Source organism: Streptomyces sp. NBC_01465 (assembly GCF_036227325.1).
GTDB lineage: Bacteria > Actinomycetota > Actinomycetes > Streptomycetales > Streptomycetaceae > Streptomyces.
In genome coordinates, this window is the sequence record NZ_CP109467.1 from 2,135,257 (window position 1) to 2,150,114 (window position 14,858).

The 14,858-nt window shown below is 71.9% G+C and carries 15 protein-coding genes; 8 read left to right on the forward strand and 7 right to left on the reverse strand.

All coding sequences use genetic code 11. From position 1 onward, the window contains the following. Positions 1-4 precede the first annotated feature (4 nt). Complete coding sequence (locus OG707_RS09775) at positions 5-1,624, reverse strand: alkaline phosphatase D family protein (RefSeq protein WP_329116511.1); 1,620 nt, start codon at positions 1,622-1,624, stop codon at positions 5-7. Between the two features lie 77 nt (positions 1,625-1,701). Here OG707_RS09775 and OG707_RS09780 point away from each other — a divergent pair, with 77 nt between their 5' ends. Beyond that, a complete protein-coding gene (locus OG707_RS09780) occupies positions 1,702-2,484 on the forward strand; it encodes an SDR family oxidoreductase (protein WP_443071303.1) in 783 nt (260 codons plus the stop codon). A gap of 101 nt (positions 2,485-2,585) precedes the next feature. Continuing rightward, on the forward strand, positions 2,586-3,044 hold the full coding sequence (locus OG707_RS09785) for a lamin tail domain-containing protein (protein WP_329116515.1): 459 nt from the start codon (positions 2,586-2,588) through the stop codon (positions 3,042-3,044). Between the two features lie 3 nt (positions 3,045-3,047). On the opposite strand, the gene OG707_RS09790 is transcribed toward OG707_RS09785, so the two are convergent. The 3 genes from OG707_RS09790 to OG707_RS09800 all read right to left on the reverse strand — a co-directional run bounded on the left by OG707_RS09790 (position 3,048) and on the right by OG707_RS09800 (position 6,359). Continuing rightward, entirely contained in the window at positions 3,048-4,232 is a 1,185-nt protein-coding gene (locus tag OG707_RS09790) for a D-alanyl-D-alanine carboxypeptidase family protein (RefSeq protein ID WP_329116517.1), read from the reverse strand. Between the two features lie 74 nt (positions 4,233-4,306). After that, on the reverse strand, positions 4,307-5,293 hold the full coding sequence (locus OG707_RS09795) for an aldo/keto reductase (RefSeq protein ID WP_329116519.1): 987 nt from the start codon (positions 5,291-5,293) through the stop codon (positions 4,307-4,309). A 43-nt stretch (positions 5,294-5,336) separates the two neighbouring features. Further along, positions 5,337-6,359, reverse strand: a complete 1,023-nt coding sequence (locus OG707_RS09800; protein ID WP_329116521.1) for a hypothetical protein — start codon at positions 6,357-6,359, stop codon at positions 5,337-5,339. 27 nt (positions 6,360-6,386) lie between these two features. Between OG707_RS09800 and OG707_RS09805 the strand changes: the two genes are divergently transcribed. Genes OG707_RS09805 through OG707_RS09815 form a run of 3 tightly spaced genes read left to right on the forward strand, consistent with a single transcriptional unit; the run spans position 6,387 to position 8,248 of the window. Next, the gene (locus OG707_RS09805; protein ID WP_329116523.1) at positions 6,387-6,710 is read left to right on the forward strand and encodes a MazG-like family protein; all 324 of its coding nucleotides are present in this window, start codon (positions 6,387-6,389) and stop codon (positions 6,708-6,710) included. A gap of 28 nt (positions 6,711-6,738) precedes the next feature. Further along, entirely contained in the window at positions 6,739-7,632 is an 894-nt protein-coding gene (locus OG707_RS09810; RefSeq protein WP_329116525.1) for a PhzF family phenazine biosynthesis protein, read from the forward strand. Between the two features lie 4 nt (positions 7,633-7,636). Next, positions 7,637-8,248 (forward strand): HAD family hydrolase, encoded by a 612-nt coding sequence (locus OG707_RS09815; protein WP_329116527.1) that lies wholly within the window; start codon positions 7,637-7,639, stop codon positions 8,246-8,248. 10 nt (positions 8,249-8,258) lie between these two features. Here OG707_RS09815 and OG707_RS09820 read toward each other — a convergent pair whose 3' ends face one another. The 3 genes from OG707_RS09820 to OG707_RS09830 form a co-directional block, all read right to left on the reverse strand. Then, the gene (locus OG707_RS09820) at positions 8,259-9,182 is read right to left on the reverse strand and encodes a DMT family transporter (RefSeq protein ID WP_329116529.1); all 924 of its coding nucleotides are present in this window, start codon (positions 9,180-9,182) and stop codon (positions 8,259-8,261) included. A gap of 18 nt (positions 9,183-9,200) precedes the next feature. After that, positions 9,201-10,034, reverse strand: a complete 834-nt coding sequence (locus OG707_RS09825; protein ID WP_329116531.1) for an AraC family transcriptional regulator — start codon at positions 10,032-10,034, stop codon at positions 9,201-9,203. Positions 10,035-10,146: 112 nt separating this feature from the next. Continuing rightward, positions 10,147-10,554 carry a MerR family transcriptional regulator gene (locus OG707_RS09830; RefSeq protein WP_329116533.1) on the reverse strand — a complete coding sequence of 136 codons (408 nt, stop codon included), beginning with the start codon at positions 10,552-10,554 and terminating at the stop codon, positions 10,147-10,149. 64 nt (positions 10,555-10,618) lie between these two features. Here OG707_RS09830 and OG707_RS09835 point away from each other — a divergent pair, with 64 nt between their 5' ends. The 3 genes from OG707_RS09835 to OG707_RS09845 all read left to right on the forward strand — a co-directional run bounded on the left by OG707_RS09835 (position 10,619) and on the right by OG707_RS09845 (position 14,842). After that, complete coding sequence (locus tag OG707_RS09835) at positions 10,619-11,575, forward strand: SDR family NAD(P)-dependent oxidoreductase (protein WP_329116534.1); 957 nt, start codon at positions 10,619-10,621, stop codon at positions 11,573-11,575. Positions 11,576-11,636: 61 nt separating this feature from the next. Then, the gene (locus OG707_RS09840) at positions 11,637-12,377 is read left to right on the forward strand and encodes an ABC transporter ATP-binding protein (RefSeq protein WP_329116536.1); all 741 of its coding nucleotides are present in this window, start codon (positions 11,637-11,639) and stop codon (positions 12,375-12,377) included. Beyond that, positions 12,371-14,842 carry an ABC transporter permease gene (locus OG707_RS09845; protein ID WP_329116538.1) on the forward strand — a complete coding sequence of 824 codons (2,472 nt, stop codon included), beginning with the start codon at positions 12,371-12,373 and terminating at the stop codon, positions 14,840-14,842. The genes OG707_RS09840 and OG707_RS09845 overlap by 7 nt, the downstream gene beginning before the upstream one ends. Positions 14,843-14,858: the final 16 nt, after the last annotated feature.

Genomic DNA, 14,858 nt, shown 5'->3' on the forward strand with positions numbered 1-14,858 from the left:
GACGTCACACCTGCTTGAGCCCCGGGTTCCCCGCCTCCGTCACGAACGAGCCGACCGTCGAGATCGCGGCTCCGGGCTTGGTGACCCCCGTCACCGCCCGGAAGTCCGCCCTCGTCTGCTGCTCGGTCAGCGTGGCCGTCACATAGCCGCGCCGGCCGTGGTAGAAGCGCATGTGCGGATTGGACGTCATGTACGCGTCCCAGTTGCTCGGCTTGTCCGCGCCGTCGCCGCCGCTCGTGATGGAGGTGGCCACCAGCTCCACGCCCACCGTCCTCGACGACGGGTCGTCGAAGTTCTGCTTCAGGTCGTGCGCGTACGCGTTGTGCAGGTCGCCCGTGAGGACGAGGAGGTTGTCGGCGCCCGTCGCCACCGCCCCGTCAAGGAGGCGCTGTCGTGCCGCCGGGTAGCCGTCCCAGCCGTCCATCGACAGCTTCGAGACGCCGGTCGGGACATTGCGGCGCTGCGCCACGCACACCTGCTGCGGTACGACGTTCCACGTGGCCCGCGACGCCCGCCACCCGTCCAGCAGCCACCGCTCCTGCGCCGCGCCCGTCATCGTGCGCGCCGGGTCCTCGGACTCCGGGCCCGGGTACTGCCAGCCGTCGCCGTACGCCTGGTCCGAGCGGTACTGGCGGGTGTCCAGCACGTCGAACTGCGCGAGGCGGCCCCACTGCAGGCGCCGGTAGAGCTGGGCGTCGGGGCCGTTCGGCTTCTGCGGGAGGCGCAGCGGCTGGTTCTCCCAGTACGCGCGGTACGCCGCCGCCCGGCGCAGCAGGAACTCCTCCGGCGGGACGTCGTTCTCCGGGGTCTCGTCCGCGTAGTTGTTCTCCGTCTCGTGGTCGTCCCACGTCACGACGAAGGGGTGCGCCGCGTGCGCCGCCTTCAGGTCCGGGTCGGTCTTGAAGAGCGCGTAGCGGAGGCGGTAGTCCTCCAGCGTGATCGTCTCGCGGTTGAAGTGCGCGGGCAGCCGGCGGTCGGTGTAGTTGCGCAGGCCGCCGACGGCGTTGACCGCGTACTCGTAGAGGTAGTCGCCCAGGTGGAAGACAACGTCGAGGTCCTCCTCCGCCAGGTGCTGGTACGCGGTGAAGTAGCCGTCGTGGTACGCCTGGCACGTCACGGCGGCGATCTTCAGCTCGCCCACGCGGGCCCCCTTCGCGGGCGCCGTGCGCGTACGGCCGACGGGGCTGATCCAGGTGCCGGCGCGGAAGCGGTAGTAGTAGACGCGGTCGTGGTCGAGGCCGCCGACCTCGACGTGCACGCTGTGGTCGAACTCCGGGTGCGCGGTCGCCGAGCCGCGCCGGACGATGCGCGTGAAGCGCTCGTCGTGGGCCAGCTCCCAGCGGACCGTCACGCGGGCGGCGGGCAGTCCGCTGTCGGCCGCGTACGGGTCGGGCGCGAGTCTTGTCCAGAGGAGTACGGAGCTCGGGAGCGGATCGCCGGAGGCTATGCCCAGCGTGAAGGGGTCAGCGGTGATCTTCGCGGCGTCGAGTTCGGCGGCCTGGGCGGTGCCGGGAAGGTTGGTGGCGAAGGCGAGGGCTGCTGCGGCACCCGTGACGGTGAGGAAGCGTCGGCGGCCCAAGTGGCGTGCGGCGGCCCTGAGTTCTGCTGAGTGCTCTGTCGTCATGAGTGCATTCGAGTGGCGCAGGACGACGAGTGGTTGTCGCGTACACCACAGCCGGATGGCGGACGGATGAGGTCCGGATGTCGGGCACTGTCGTACGCTGCCGCCCCATGAACGCACCTCAGAGCAAGATCGCGGTCGTGACGGGCGCCGGCTCCGGCATCGGGCGGTCCGTCGCGCACACCCTGTCCGAGGCCGGCTGGTCGGTGGCGCTGGCGGGGCGGCGCACCGGGGCGCTGGAGGAGACGGCGGCCGGGATGGCGGACGCGCTGTGCGTACGGACCGACGTGGCGGACCCCGGCGACGTGGACGCGCTCTTCGCCGCCGTGCGGGAGCGGTGGGGGCGGCTCGACCTCCTCTTCAACAACGCGGGGACCTTCGGGCCGGGCGGGACGCCGCTGGAGGAGCTGCCGTACGAGGCGTGGCAGCACGTGGTGAACACGAACCTGACCGGGTCCTTTCTGTGCGCGCAGGGGGCCTTCCGGCTGATGAAGGCGCAGGACCCGCAGGGGGGACGGATCATCAACAACGGGTCGATTTCGGCCCATGCGCCGCGGCCGCATTCGGTGGCGTACACGGCGACCAAGCACGCGATGACCGGGCTGACGAAGTCGCTGTCGCTGGACGGGCGGCCGTACCGGATCGCGTGCGGGCAGATCGACATCGGCAACGCGGCGACCGAGATGACCGAGCGGATGCAGACCGGGACCCTGCAGGCCAACGGGGAACTGGCGGTCGAGCCGGTGATGGACGCGGGTGATGTGGCGCGGACGGTGCTGCACATGGCGGAGCTGCCGCTGGGGGCGAATGTGCAGTTCGCCACAGTGCTGGCCACGGCTATGCCGTATGTGGGGCGCGGCTGACGGGAGTTGGGGGTGGAGGGGTTCCGTCGAAGCGCCCACGGGGGCTACGGCGGACCCCTAGACTTACCGCTCCTTCACACTTTCCACATACGGAGCACACCGTGCGCATACGCACCGCGGCGCCCGCCGCCCTCGCCGTCGCCGCCCTCGCGGGGGCCCTGCTCGTGACCGCGCCCAGTGCGTCCGCCGCCGTCTCGCCCGTGCAGATCAGCAAGGTCCAGTACGACTCCCCGGGCAAGGACGTGCACACCAACAAGTCCGTCAACGGCGAGTGGGTGCGGCTCCAGAACCGCTCCAAGGGCACGGTCAGCATCAAGGGCTGGAAGCTGGTGGACACCAAGCGCCACGTGTACACCTTCGGCAACGTCAGCCTGAAGAAGGGCCAGTCGGTCACCGTCTACACGGGCAAGGGCAAGGACACCACCGCGTCCAAGTACCAGCAGCGCGGCTGGATGATCTGGAACAACACCCACGACACCGCGACCCTCAGCGACGCCAAGGGCGCGAAGAAGGACGCGGTGAAGTGGACGAAGCCCGGCAAGGGCTACGTCACCAGCTGACGCTCAGCGCCTGTGCCGGCCGCTGCCCTCCTGGGCGGCGGCCGGTTCGCTGCGCCGCCTGTTCCTGAGCGCGAACACCGACCCCCCGATCAGCGCCACCGCCCCACCCACCCCGCCGATCAGCGGCCACGACAGTGAGCCCGCGGCGTCTGACGAACTAGTCGACGAGGCCGCCGCCACCGCGCCCGCCTTCGGCGCGGCCGCCGCCTTCTTCGGGCCGCCACCCTCGCTGACCGGCTTGACCAGCGTCCCGACGGACTGCGCCGTACCCGCCGCCGCGAACCCCCAGTCGAGCAGCGCGGAGGTGTCGCGGTAGACCATGTCGTAGCCGGGCGCCGGGTGCATCACGGTGACCAGCAGCGTGCGGCCACCCCGCGTCGCCGCGCCCGTGAAGGTGTTGCCCGCGTTGGTCGTGTAGCCGTTCTTGACGCCGATCAGGCCCTTGTACGTGCCGAGCAGGCGGTCCGTGTTCTGGATCTGGAACGTCTTCCCCTTGTTTCCGTCGGGGAAGTCCGCGATCCGCATCCCGCAGTAGTGCCGGAAGCTGTCGAGGCCCAGGCCGTGCCGGGCGAAGAGCGTGAGGTCGTACGCGGAGGAGACCTGCCCGGGGTGGTCGTAGCCGTCCGGGCTGACCACCTTCGTGTCGAGCGCCTGGAGGTCGACGGCCAGGGCCTGCATCTGGCGCACGGTCTCGTCCACGCCGCCGTTCATGTGGCTGAGGACGTGCACGGCGTCGTTGCCCGAGCGCAGGAAGACGCCCTGCCACAGCTGGTCCACCGTGTACGTCGTCCCGGCCTCGACCCCGACCAGGCTGCTGCCTCCGGGTATCCCGGCCAGGTCGGCCGCCGTGACCTTGTGCTTCTGCGTGACCTCGCCGACCTTCGGCAGCACCGTGTCGGCGAAGAGCATCTTCAGCGTCGAGGCGGGCGGCAGGCTGCGGTGCGCGCGGTACGAGGCGAGCACCTCGCCGGTGGCGTGGTCGGCGACGAGCCAGGAGGCGGCGGAGAGCTTCGGCAGCGCGCGGGCCCCCGCGAGGTCCACCTGAACCCCGTCGAGGCCCAGCCGCTCACCGCCCACGGCAGTGGCGGCCGCGGCACTGCCGGTGCCGGCGAGGGCCGCGGCGGGGACGGCGGCGGCCAGGCCGAGGGCCGCGCGTCGGGAGAGAGGGGCTCGAGAGGATTCGCGCACCTCAGGACCGTACAAAGAGATGCTGTGCGAACGAACAGCGGGTCCGCGTTCCGCTTGCGGGACCCGCCGCCCGGTCAACCGAGAATCTTGCTGATCTCCTCCAACTGCCCCTCATCCAGGGGCCCTTGAGCCAGTGCGCCCGCGTTCTCCTCCGCCTGCGCGACGCTGCGGAAGCCGGGGATCGGGACCGTACGGGGGCTGCGCGCCCAGAGCCAGGCCAGCGCGCCCTGCCCCAGCGTGCGCCCACCGCTGGTCAGGACCTCCCGCAGCGCCTCCACCCGGGCCGCCCACGCGGGGTCGGGCGCCCCGCCCTCGCCGAACCAGCTCAGCCAGGCCGGCGGCACCGCGCGGATGTCGCCCGCGCCGGGGCGCGCCCCGGCCGCGTACTTCCCCGTGAGCAGCCCCATCGCGAGCGGGCTGCGGTTGACGCTGGCCAGGTCGAGGCGCTCGCACAGCGCCAGCATCTCGGGGGCGTCGGCCAGCACACTGCAGGCGTGCTGGACCGCGGCGCAGTGCTCACCGGCGGCGAAGACCTCGGCGCGCGCGGGGTCGTCGGTGCTCCATGCGTACGCTCGGATCAGCCCTTCCCGTACGAACTCCTCGCAGGCGTCCCGGAGTTGGGCGCCCGCCTCGGGGTCCGCGTCGCCGGGGTGGAGCTGGTAGAGGTCGATGTGGTCCGTGCCGAGGCGGCGTAGGGACGCGGTGAGCGCCTCGCGTGCGTACTCGGGTGTCGTGTCGCTTCCGGTCAGGGTGCGCGTCGCCTCGTCGAAGCGGTTGCCCCACTTGGTGGCGATCACCGCCTCGTCCCTGCGGCCGGCGAGCGCCCGCCCGAGGATGCGCTCGCTGTGCCCGGTGCCGTACACGTCGGCGGTGTCGAAGAAGGTCACGCCGAGGTCGAGGGCGCGGCGGACGGCCCGTACCGACTCCTCGTCGTCGACCTTCCCCCACCCCAGCGGACTGCCGTCGGCGGCCGCCCACTCGCCGCCGATCGCCCAGCACCCGAACCCGAGCGCGCTGACCTCGATACGGCTGCGTCCCAGCGTCCTGCGTGTGGTCTCCATGCCTGCGCACCCTAGGAGTTGGAGCGCATACGAAGGCAAGCCCTCAGCTCTGCGGGACGTCCGAGACGTGCGCGAACCAGCCCTCGGTCTGCTCGGCGTCGAGCACGCGCTCCAGCACCAGATCGCCGCGCATCCCGGGGAAAAAGCGTCCGGCGGGCCAACTGCGCGCGTACGGCGGCGGATCGAGGACGAGCAGACGGTGGCCTTCGACGAGCGGGATGTCGGCCGGGGTCCCCTCGTTCCAGAGCCGGGTCCCGTCCGGGGCCATCAGGTCGAAGGAGCCCGTGGTGGGGACCTGCCCAGGCGCGTCGCGGCAGACCGCGACCTCCTTGGCGGAGGGGGCGTAGCCGGGGACGTGTCCGCCGCCCGCCAGGACCCCGGCCAGCAGGGTGTGCAGCTGGAAGGTGTCGCCGATGCCCGTCATGCGCAGGGCGTAGCCGGTGCGGCTCTCGCGGTGGAGGACGACGAGCGGCTCGTCGTCGAGCACCGTCAGCGCGTACGCCAGGCACTTGAACTCCTCGCCGGAGGCCTCCGCCACGCGCCCGAGGAGCCCCAGGAGCTCCTCACGGGGGCCGGCGCCGAGTCCCGTGCGTACGGCGGGGACGTTGAGCATGGCGACAGCCGCCATCTCCCACTGGGGCAGCATCGTCCAAGCGGCTGCGGGCTCGTGCCCCACGCGCTCAACGACCTCGGCGTCCACGTCCTCGCCCGGGTCGGGGATGTCCCCGCCGCCGGTCGCGGCCCACCGGTCCGTGAACTCCCCTGCGGAGAGCAGCGATTGGCGCAGTTCGGCGAAGACGGCGGGGGCGCACTGCTGCGCGTCGGCGCCGCGCTCCACACACGCCCCGACCAGGACGGCGATCATGGCGCGCGGCCCGTGCGGGACCTCCGGGAGGAGGCCGGCCAGGCGTACTCCGCCCTCCCGCAGCGCATCGTCCTTGGCCCGCGCGAAGGCCTTGCCGAGGGCCATGGAGGCGCGTTCGGCGGTGCGGTTGTCCCGCGCCCGTACGGCCTTCTCGAAGTCGGCGACGGCGCCCGCGAAGCCCGCCCCACGTCTGAATATCATCCGCGCACTGTATGGGAGCCTGCTCCCATGGACGACGACCGGACCTGGACCACAGTCGATCAACTGCACGCCTGGCTGGGCGCATCGCACACCCTCCCGCCGCAGGAGGACGTCCTGATGCGCATCCTCAAGCTCTCCGAGGAGGTCGGCGAGGTCGCGCAGGCGGTGATCGGGGCGACCGGGCAGAACCCGCGCAAGGGCACGAGCCACACCTGGCAGGACGTCGAGGCGGAGCTCTGCGACGTGATCGTGACAGCGATGGTCGCCCTGCGTACGCTCACCCCGGACGCACCCGCGATCTTCGCCGCTCATCTGGACCGGGTCGCGGACCGCTCCCTCGCCAAGGAATGATCTCCGCACCTCAGGAGTTGCCGCAGACATGACGACGACACCCAAGCCCCGCCCCGAGATCCTGCGCTACACCGCCTTCTCCGCAGACCCCGCGGGCGGCAACCCCGCCGGTGTCGTCCTGGACGCCGCGGGCCTCTCCGACGCGGAGCAGCTCGCGATCGCGGCGGAGCTCGGCTACAGCGAGTCGGCGTTCCTGACCGCGCCGCCCGAGGGGCTGGGCGGGGAGGCGGGCCGGTCCTTCACCGTCCGCTACTTCTCCCCCAAGGCAGAGGTCTCCTTCTGCGGCCACGCGACCATCGCGACGGCGATCGCGTTCGCTGAGCGCCACGGCGCGGGCGAGCTGCTGCTGTCCACGCAGGCGGGCACGGTCCCGGTGACGGTGACGGAGTCCGCGGACGGCACCCTGCGCGCGACGCTCACGAGCGTGGAGCCGGCGGTGCACGAAGCGGCGGAGAAGGACGTGACGGAGGCCCTGGAGGCGCTGGGCTGGTCGCCCTCGGACCTCGACCCGGCCTTTCCGCCGCGGATCGCTTACGCGGGCGCCCGCCACCTGGTGCTTGCGGCGGCGACGCGGGCCCGACTGGCGGACCTGGACTACGACTTCGAGCGCCTGGCCACCTTCATGACCGCCCTGGACCTGACCACGGTCCAGCTGGTCTGGCGCGAGTCGGAGACGGTCTTCCACGTACGCGACCCGTTCCCGGTGGGCGGGGTGGTGGAGGACCCGGCGACGGGTGCGGCGGCCGCGGCCTTCGGTGCGTACGCCCGTGAACTGGGCCTGGTCCCCGAGGAGTCGGTCCTCACCCTGCACCAGGGGACCGACATGGGCCGCCCCGGCGAGCTGCGGGTGGAGCTGCGCGCGGGTGACCCCCGGGTGCGGGTGGGAGGGACGGGTGCGCGGATCGCGGACCCGGTGGCGTGACGCCATGACTCATCCGTACGCCTTCGACGCCCTGCTCTGCGACCTGGACGGCGTCATCCGGTTCTACGACACCTCCGAGGTGACCCGGCTGGAGCGCGCCGCCGGGCTTCCGGACGGGACGACCGCCCAGTTCGCGTTCGCGCCCGAGCGCGACGGGCTCTTCCTGCTGGGGAAGATGTCGCACGCCGAGTGGGTGCAGTCGACGGGCGAGGCGCTCACCGAGGTGACCTCCGCGGAACGGGCCCGGGAGCTGGCGGCCGCCTTCGGGACGGCGCCGTTCCGGGCCGACCCGGAGATCCTCGAACTCCTCGCCCGCGTACGGCAGCACGTCCCGCTCGTCCTCGTCACCAATGCGACGACCGACCTGGAGGGCGACCTGACCCGGCTAGGCCTCGACGGCTTCGTGGACCACGTCGTCAGCAGCGCCCGCATCGGCGTGGCCAAGCCCGACGACCGCTTCTACGAGATCGCGGCGGCCCGCGTGCAGGTCCCGTACGACCGCTGCCTGTTCGTCGACGACTCCGAGGAGAACGTCAAGGCAGCGGTCGCGCTGGGCATGACCGGGGTCCACTACCGCGAACTTGCCGATCTGCAGCGGGCGTTGACCCCGGCCTGACCTGTCCGCCTCAGACCGTCTCCGCGGGAGTGCGGACGGGCGGCAGATCCTCTCCGCCCTCCGCCTCCTTGGCCGCCGCACGCCCCTTCACCGTCGCGAGCACCGAGCCGCCCAGGATGAGGACGAACGCCCCCGCCACCGAGACCGTCAACTCCTCGCCCAGCAGGGCGACTCCGGCCGCCACCGCGATCGCCGGGTTGACGTACGTGATGACCGAGGCGCGCACCGGACCGACCTCCCTGATCAGCTCCAGGAAGGCCACGAAGGCCAGCGCCGTGCAGAACACCCCGAGCCCCGCGAGGCTCGCGATGACCTGGCCCGACGGCATCGCGGACGGCCAACTGGATACCGCCGAGGGGGCGTAGACGACCGCGGCCAGCATCAGGCACGGCGTGATGAGCCGCAGCGTGGACACGTCCTTCATGTACCGGGCGGCGATCAGCGGCGCGGTGGCGTACCCGAGTGCGGTGAGCAGGACCTCGCTGATCGACCAGGCGTCCCCGCCGCTGAGGTGCGGCACCGTCAGTACGGCGACCCCGCCGAGCCCCAGCCCGAGCCCCGTCGCCCGCCGCGCACCGAGCTTCTCCGTGTCGCCGAAGAACCGCGCGATGACGGCCCCGAAGATCGGTACCGCCGCGATCAGCAGCCCCGCCATGGAGCTGGACAGCTTGCGCTCGGCATCCGTCAGGGTCCACCACGGGCCGATGATCTCTATCGCGGCGAAGGCCAGCATGGGCACCCAGTGCGCCCGGACCGTACGGAAGAATCCCCCGCCCCGCAGCGCGAACGGGAGCAGCAGCGCCGCCCCGATCGCGCATCGTACGAACACGACCCCCGCCGGCGAAAGACCGTCGACCGCCACCTTGATCATCAGGTACGGGATGCCCCAGAGCACACCCATCATCCCGAAAAGAGCCCACCCACGTGTTGTCATGCCCCCATGATCCCGGGGTCAACGGCTCCCGTCTTGAACGCTGTTGCGGTACGCGGCCGGGGTCGCCCCCGTCACCCGCCGGAACCACCGCGTCAGATGCGCCTGATCGGCGAAGCCGACGAGCCCCGCGACCTCCGCAGGCTTCATCCCCGCCTCCAGCAGCGTCCGCGCGCGCATCACCCGGTGCTGCGCCAGCCAGGCGTACGGCGGCATGCCGAAGGTGTCGCGGAAGGCGCGCAGCAGCTGGTAGCGCGACAGCCCCAGCTCCCCCGCGAGCTCGGCCAGCGACGGCGGCTCGACGACCGCCTCCACCAGCCGGTCCCGGACCCCCACCGCGATCCCCCGGGCGCCGACGACCCGGTCGGGCACGCAGAGCACACCCGACCCGTGCCGCCGGGCGAGCGCGGTGAGGAGCCACGGGATGCGCGACTCGGTCTCCAACGGGTCGTCGGTCAGGCTCAGTTCACTGTGGGCGACCCGTAGCGCGGTGGAGAGTTCGGGGTCGTCGATAACGGCGTCCCGGAAGTTGGGCAGCCCCACCGACCCCTCGCTCATCAGCGCGGCCCCCGGGTACATCGACCGGTACGCATACCCCTCGCACCCCGAAGCGGGCCGCCCGGTGTGCGCCTCGTCGGGCATGAGGACGACGATCGACCCGATCCCCGACCGCACGCGCTCGCCCCGGTAGTCGATGATCTCCTCGCCGCCGACGGTCACCCCGACGGTGAGCTCCTCGTGCGCGTGCGGCGCGAACTCGTGCCGCTCGAAGCGGGCGTGCAGCAGATGCAACGACTGCCCCGGCCCCAGACAGGCCAGCGCCCAGTCGGCCCGCTCTTCCAGCCCACTCTCCATGACCCCACCCGTCCACTGCCTGCGCGCGGCGGGCGACCGGCCCGCGGGACCAGTCTCCGTACTGCGCCCCTCTCGCGAAACCCGTTTCACCTACGAGCCCGGGCACCGGCGCTCACCCAGGGGTTGTCGGCGCCCAGACTCCGGCGGCGGTCCCCTCCCGGACATGCTCCTCGTAGACGGTGACCTTGTTGTGGATGATCCCGAGGCTCACGTTCAGGTCGTCGATCCTCGACTGCACCAGCCGCTCGTGCTCCCGCAGGAGCGCCAGCCGCTCCGGCTCGTTGCCGGGCCCCGACCGTACGAGTGCGGCGAACTCCCGCAGTACGGCGATGGGCATGCCCGAATCCCGCAGCCGGTTGCAGAGACCGAGCCACTCCACGTCCGCGGGTTCGTACACCCGCTGCCCGCCGCCCGTACGACGGACCGGACGGAGGAAGAGCCCCTCGCGCTCGAAGAACCTCAGCGCGTCGACACTCAGCCCGGTCGCCTCCGCGACCGCCCCGATGGACAGTCCACTCATCTCATCACCCCACCCCCCACGCTAGCTTGACCTGGACAGCGGTCCAGCTCCTAGCGTCACGGGCATGATCACCGAACAGCGCCGCATCGGCACCGGATTCACCGCGCAGAGCACCGCGGACGACGTCCTCGCCGGGCTCGACCTGTCCCGTACGACCGCCCTGGTGACCGGCGGCTACTCCGGCCTCGGCCTGGAGATCACCCGCGCGTTCACCAGGGCCGGGGCACACGTCGTCGTCCCCGCCCGCAGAACCGCAGCGGCCGAGGAGGCGCTCCGCGGCAACCCACGGGCGGAGGTGCACGCGCTCGACCTGGCGGATCTCGCGGGCGTACGGACCTTTGCCGACCGCTTCCTGGACACCGGCCGCACCCTCGACGTCGTCATCAACAACGCCGGCATCATGGCCTGCCCCGAGACCCGCGTGGGCCCGGGCTGGGAAGCCCACTTCGCGGTCAACCACCTGGGCCACTACGCCCTGGTCAACCGCCTCCGCCCGGCGCTGGCGCCCAGTGGCTCGCGGGTGGTCTCCGTGGCCTCGTCCGGGCACTTCCTCTCCGACATCCGCTGGGAGGACATCCACTTCCGTACGGGGTACGACCGCTGGCTGGCCTACGCCCAGTCGAAGACCGCGAACGCCCTCTTCGCCACGCATCTCGACACACTCGGCGCGAGCAGCGGACTCAGCGCGTACTCGGTGCACCCGGGCAGCATCCTCACTCCCCTGCAGCGGCACATCCCCCGGGACGAACAGCGCGCCCAGGGCTGGATCACCCCGGACGGCACTCCGGCCCCCGGCTTCAAGACCCCGGCGCAGGGCGCGGCAACCGCGGTGTGGGCGGCGACCTCCCCGTTGCTCGCGGGGCGCGGCGGTGCGTACTGCCAGGACTGCGACCTCGCGGAACCCGCCACCACCGACGACATGCTCGTCGGCGGAGTGCAGCCCTGGGCCACCGATCCCACCAGTGCGTCCCTGCTCTGGGAAATCTCCGGCGAACTCACGGGAGTGGACCTGTTCTCCTGACCCGGCACGTGGAGCCGCGCAGTATGGGCCGAATATAGATCGCGTTCCTAGCGTCCCTGTCATGGATACGGGAACGGCGATGGTGCGACTCGATGCCGTGAGCAGAGGATTCGGGAAGCGGGACAACAGGGTCACCGCCCTCGACGACGTGACACTCGACTTCCCCCAAGGGGTCTTCACCTCGGTGATGGGGCCCTCAGGTTCGGGCAAGTCGACGATGCTGCAGTGCGCCGCCGGCATCGACCGGGTCGACTCCGGCGAGGTCACGCTGGCCGGCACCCGGCTGCGCGGTCTCGGCGAGGCGGCGCTGACCAGGCTGAGGCGGCAGCATGTCGGCTTCGTCTTCCAGAGTTTCAACCTCATTCCGTCGCTGACCGCACGCCAGAACGTCGCGCTTCCACTCATGCTGGCCGGAAAGAAGCCTGCCCGTAAGGCAGTTGATGCCGCGCTGGAGCGGCTGGGACTCGGTGAGCGCAAGCAACACCGGCCCGGCGAGCTGTCCGGCGGCCAGCAGCAGCGGGTCGCGATCGCGCGGGCGCTGCTCACCGGGCCGAAGGTGCTGTTCGCCGACGAGCCGACCGGGGCGCTGGACTCCAAGTCCTCCCGGCAGGTCATGGAGTTGCTGCGCGAGCTCGTCGACCGCGACGGGCAGACGATCATCATGGTCACCCACGATCCGGTGGCGGCCTCGTACGCCGACCAGATCGTCTTCCTGGCCGACGGCCGGCCCGCGGGCACCCTGGAATCCCCCACGCCCGAGCTGGCCGCCGAGCGGATCACCAAGCTGGAGCAGTCATGGTGAGGCTGGCGCTCGCGACCGTACGGGCGCGTGCCGTCTCCTACGCGGGTGCGTTCGTCGCGCTCGCGCTCGGCGTCGGCATCATCGCGATGATGACCCTCGCCCTGTGGGCCGTCGGGTCCACCGATCTGTCGGGGCCGCAGCGGTACGCCGCCGCGCCCGCCGTCGTCACGCAGCCCGTGACGTACGAGCTGAAGGACGAGGACGGCGATCCGCGCGAGTTCCCGATCGCGCGCCCGGGTGATCTGCCCGCGAAGACGGTGACCGCACTGGCCGCCACCGGCAGGACAGTTGAGGACCGGTCGTTCTCCGCGCGTCTGGAGGACGGGCCCGGCGGTCAGGTCGGACATCCGTGGTCGAGCGCCGCCTTCACCCCCTACTGGCTGGCTTCGGGGCGCGCCCCGCAGGCCGCCGACGAGATCGTGGTCGGCGGCGGCGACACGGCACTTGTCGGTACGCGGGTCGAGGTCGCGGTGGCCGGAGGCTTCACCGACTACCAGGTCGTCGGCGTCACCGACCTGGTCTGGTTCGAGGACGCGCTCTTCTTCACCGACGCCGAGGCCGCGAAACTGTCGCCCGGCGTCCAGGCCGTCGTGGCGTACGGACCGGTCGGCGAAGTCCGTACGGAGGCGGCCGGGGCGAGCGTCCTGACCGGCGAGGACCGGCTGCTCGCCGAGGCCGACCAGGAGGGCGGCCGCGACCAGTTGAGGGACGCCGAGGGCATGGCGGGCACCTCGCTGATGATCGTCGCCTTCGTCGCGGTCTTCGTGGTGATCGCCACCTTCGCGTTCGTCGTCGACCAGCGCCGCCGCGAGCTCGCGCTGTTCCGCACCATCGGGGCGAGCCCCTGGCAGGTGCGGCGGATGGTGCTGCTCGAAGCTCTGCTGCTCGCCGCGGTCGCCTCCGCCCTGGGCTGTCTGATCGGGGCCCAATGCGCCTCGCTCCTCCAGGATTTCATGATCGACAAGGGCATCGCGCCTGCCTGGTACGACATCGAGGCCGTCTGGCCGCCCCTGGTGATCGCCTTCGGCGCCGGGCTGTTCTCCGCGATGGTCGGCACCGCCGCCGTGTCGTGGAAAGCCGGCCGGGTCAAGCCCGCCGAGGCGCTGCGCGAGGCGACCGGACAGCGCCGAGTGGTGACCCCCGTGCGGCTGATGCTCGGCATCGTGCTGCTCGGGCTCGGGCTGCAGAAGTGCGTCTCCGCCGTGGACAGTCCGCTCACCGCGATGAGCATGCAGAACTACTTCCCCGTGCCCGTACTCATCGTCGGCGGCTGCGCGCTGCTGACCCCGCTGCTGCTGCGCCCGGTGCTGTTCCTCGCCGCCTGGCCGCTGCGCCTGCTCGGCGCCGGAGCCATGATCGTGCGGGAGGGCGCGCTCTTCGCGGGCCGCCGCACGGCCTCGGTCGCGGCTCCCGTCGTACTGGCGCTCGGGCTCGGCGGTGCCCTGCTCACCGCGCCGATCGCCGCCGGTGACGCGGGCAGCGCGGGCCTGCGCGCCCAGGCGAGGGCCGACTACACGATGGTCGCCGACGACGGCGCGACCATCGGCCCCCGGACCGTGGAGAAAGTGCGCTCCCTCAAGGGTGTTGAGGTCGCCGCGCTGACCCCGGGCGAACTCCGCCTGTCCGGGCCCGGGGACCGCTACATCGGCACGCTGTCCACCTGGGCGGTGGATCCGAAGGCGCTTGCCGCAACGCAGGACCTCAAGGTCGTGGACGGTTCGCTCAACGCCTTCGGCGACCAGCAGCTCGTACTCGACGAGGACACCGCAGCCGAGTTCGGCGTCAAGGCCGGGGACAAGGTGAAGGCCGGGCTGCCCGACGGCACGGCCGTGAACCTGACGGTCGCGGCGCTCACCGGACCCTCGGTCCTCGGCGAGACCGGCTTCGTCTCCGCCGCCCACACGGCCGGCGGCTCCCCGACCAGGATCGACGTCAAAGTCGGCCCGGGCGGTGACGCGGCCGCGGTCGGCGACGCACTGCGCAGGGCGGCGGAGAACCAGCCCGCCAAGGTCGCCCCCATGGCCGCCTTCCTCGACGACGTACGAGACGACCAGCAGAAGCAGGCCCGGCTCGCGACCCTGATCATCTTCGGGCTCGCGCTCGGGTACGCGCTGCTGGCGATCGCCAACACCCTGGTGATGGCGGCCCCGGGGAGACGCAGGGAACTCGCGGCGCTGAATCTGGCCGGTGCCACGCGCGGCGACGCCCTCACGTACGTCGCCGCGGAGACCGCCGTCGCGGCGGTCGCGGGGGCGATCCTGGGCGCGGTCGCGGCAGGCCTGGTGGTCGTCGGCCAGCGGGCCGCGCTCACCCGGCTCGCGGGAGGATTCGCCTTCGCCGTTCCGTGGGGGCCCATCGCCGGTGTGGCCGCCGCCTGTGCGCTGGTCGCGGTCGTCGTGGCCGTCGTCGCCACCCGCTTCTTCCTGCGGGGCCGGCTGCTCGACCTGGCCGGCAAGGGAGAGTGAGCAGCAGAAAGGGGGC

Bases quoted from the DNA above. Each gene is read 5' to 3' on its own strand.
- OG707_RS09810 (WP_329116525.1), top strand. From the start codon at position 6,739: ATGACGACGACACCCAAGCCCCGCCCCGAGATCCTGCGCTACACCGCC.
- OG707_RS09835 (WP_329116534.1), top strand. From the start codon at position 10,619: ATGATCACCGAACAGCGCCGCATCGGCACCGGATTCACCGCGCAGAGC.
- OG707_RS09800 (WP_329116521.1), bottom strand. From the start codon at position 6,359: ATGATATTCAGACGTGGGGCGGGCTTCGCGGGCGCCGTCGCCGACTTC.
- OG707_RS09840 (WP_329116536.1), top strand. From the start codon at position 11,637: ATGGATACGGGAACGGCGATGGTGCGACTCGATGCCGTGAGCAGAGGA.
- OG707_RS09795 (WP_329116519.1), bottom strand. From the start codon at position 5,293: ATGGAGACCACACGCAGGACGCTGGGACGCAGCCGTATCGAGGTCAGC.
- OG707_RS09805 (WP_329116523.1), top strand. From the start codon at position 6,387: ATGGACGACGACCGGACCTGGACCACAGTCGATCAACTGCACGCCTGG.
- OG707_RS09820 (WP_329116529.1), bottom strand. From the start codon at position 9,182: ATGACAACACGTGGGTGGGCTCTTTTCGGGATGATGGGTGTGCTCTGG.
- OG707_RS09815 (WP_329116527.1), top strand. From the start codon at position 7,637: ATGACTCATCCGTACGCCTTCGACGCCCTGCTCTGCGACCTGGACGGC.
- OG707_RS09780 (WP_443071303.1), top strand. From the start codon at position 1,702: ATGTCGGGCACTGTCGTACGCTGCCGCCCCATGAACGCACCTCAGAGC.
- OG707_RS09830 (WP_329116533.1), bottom strand. From the start codon at position 10,554: ATGAGTGGACTGTCCATCGGGGCGGTCGCGGAGGCGACCGGGCTGAGT.
- OG707_RS09825 (WP_329116531.1), bottom strand. From the start codon at position 10,034: ATGGAGAGTGGGCTGGAAGAGCGGGCCGACTGGGCGCTGGCCTGTCTG.
- OG707_RS09775 (WP_329116511.1), bottom strand. From the start codon at position 1,624: ATGACGACAGAGCACTCAGCAGAACTCAGGGCCGCCGCACGCCACTTG.
- OG707_RS09845 (WP_329116538.1), top strand. From the start codon at position 12,371: ATGGTGAGGCTGGCGCTCGCGACCGTACGGGCGCGTGCCGTCTCCTAC.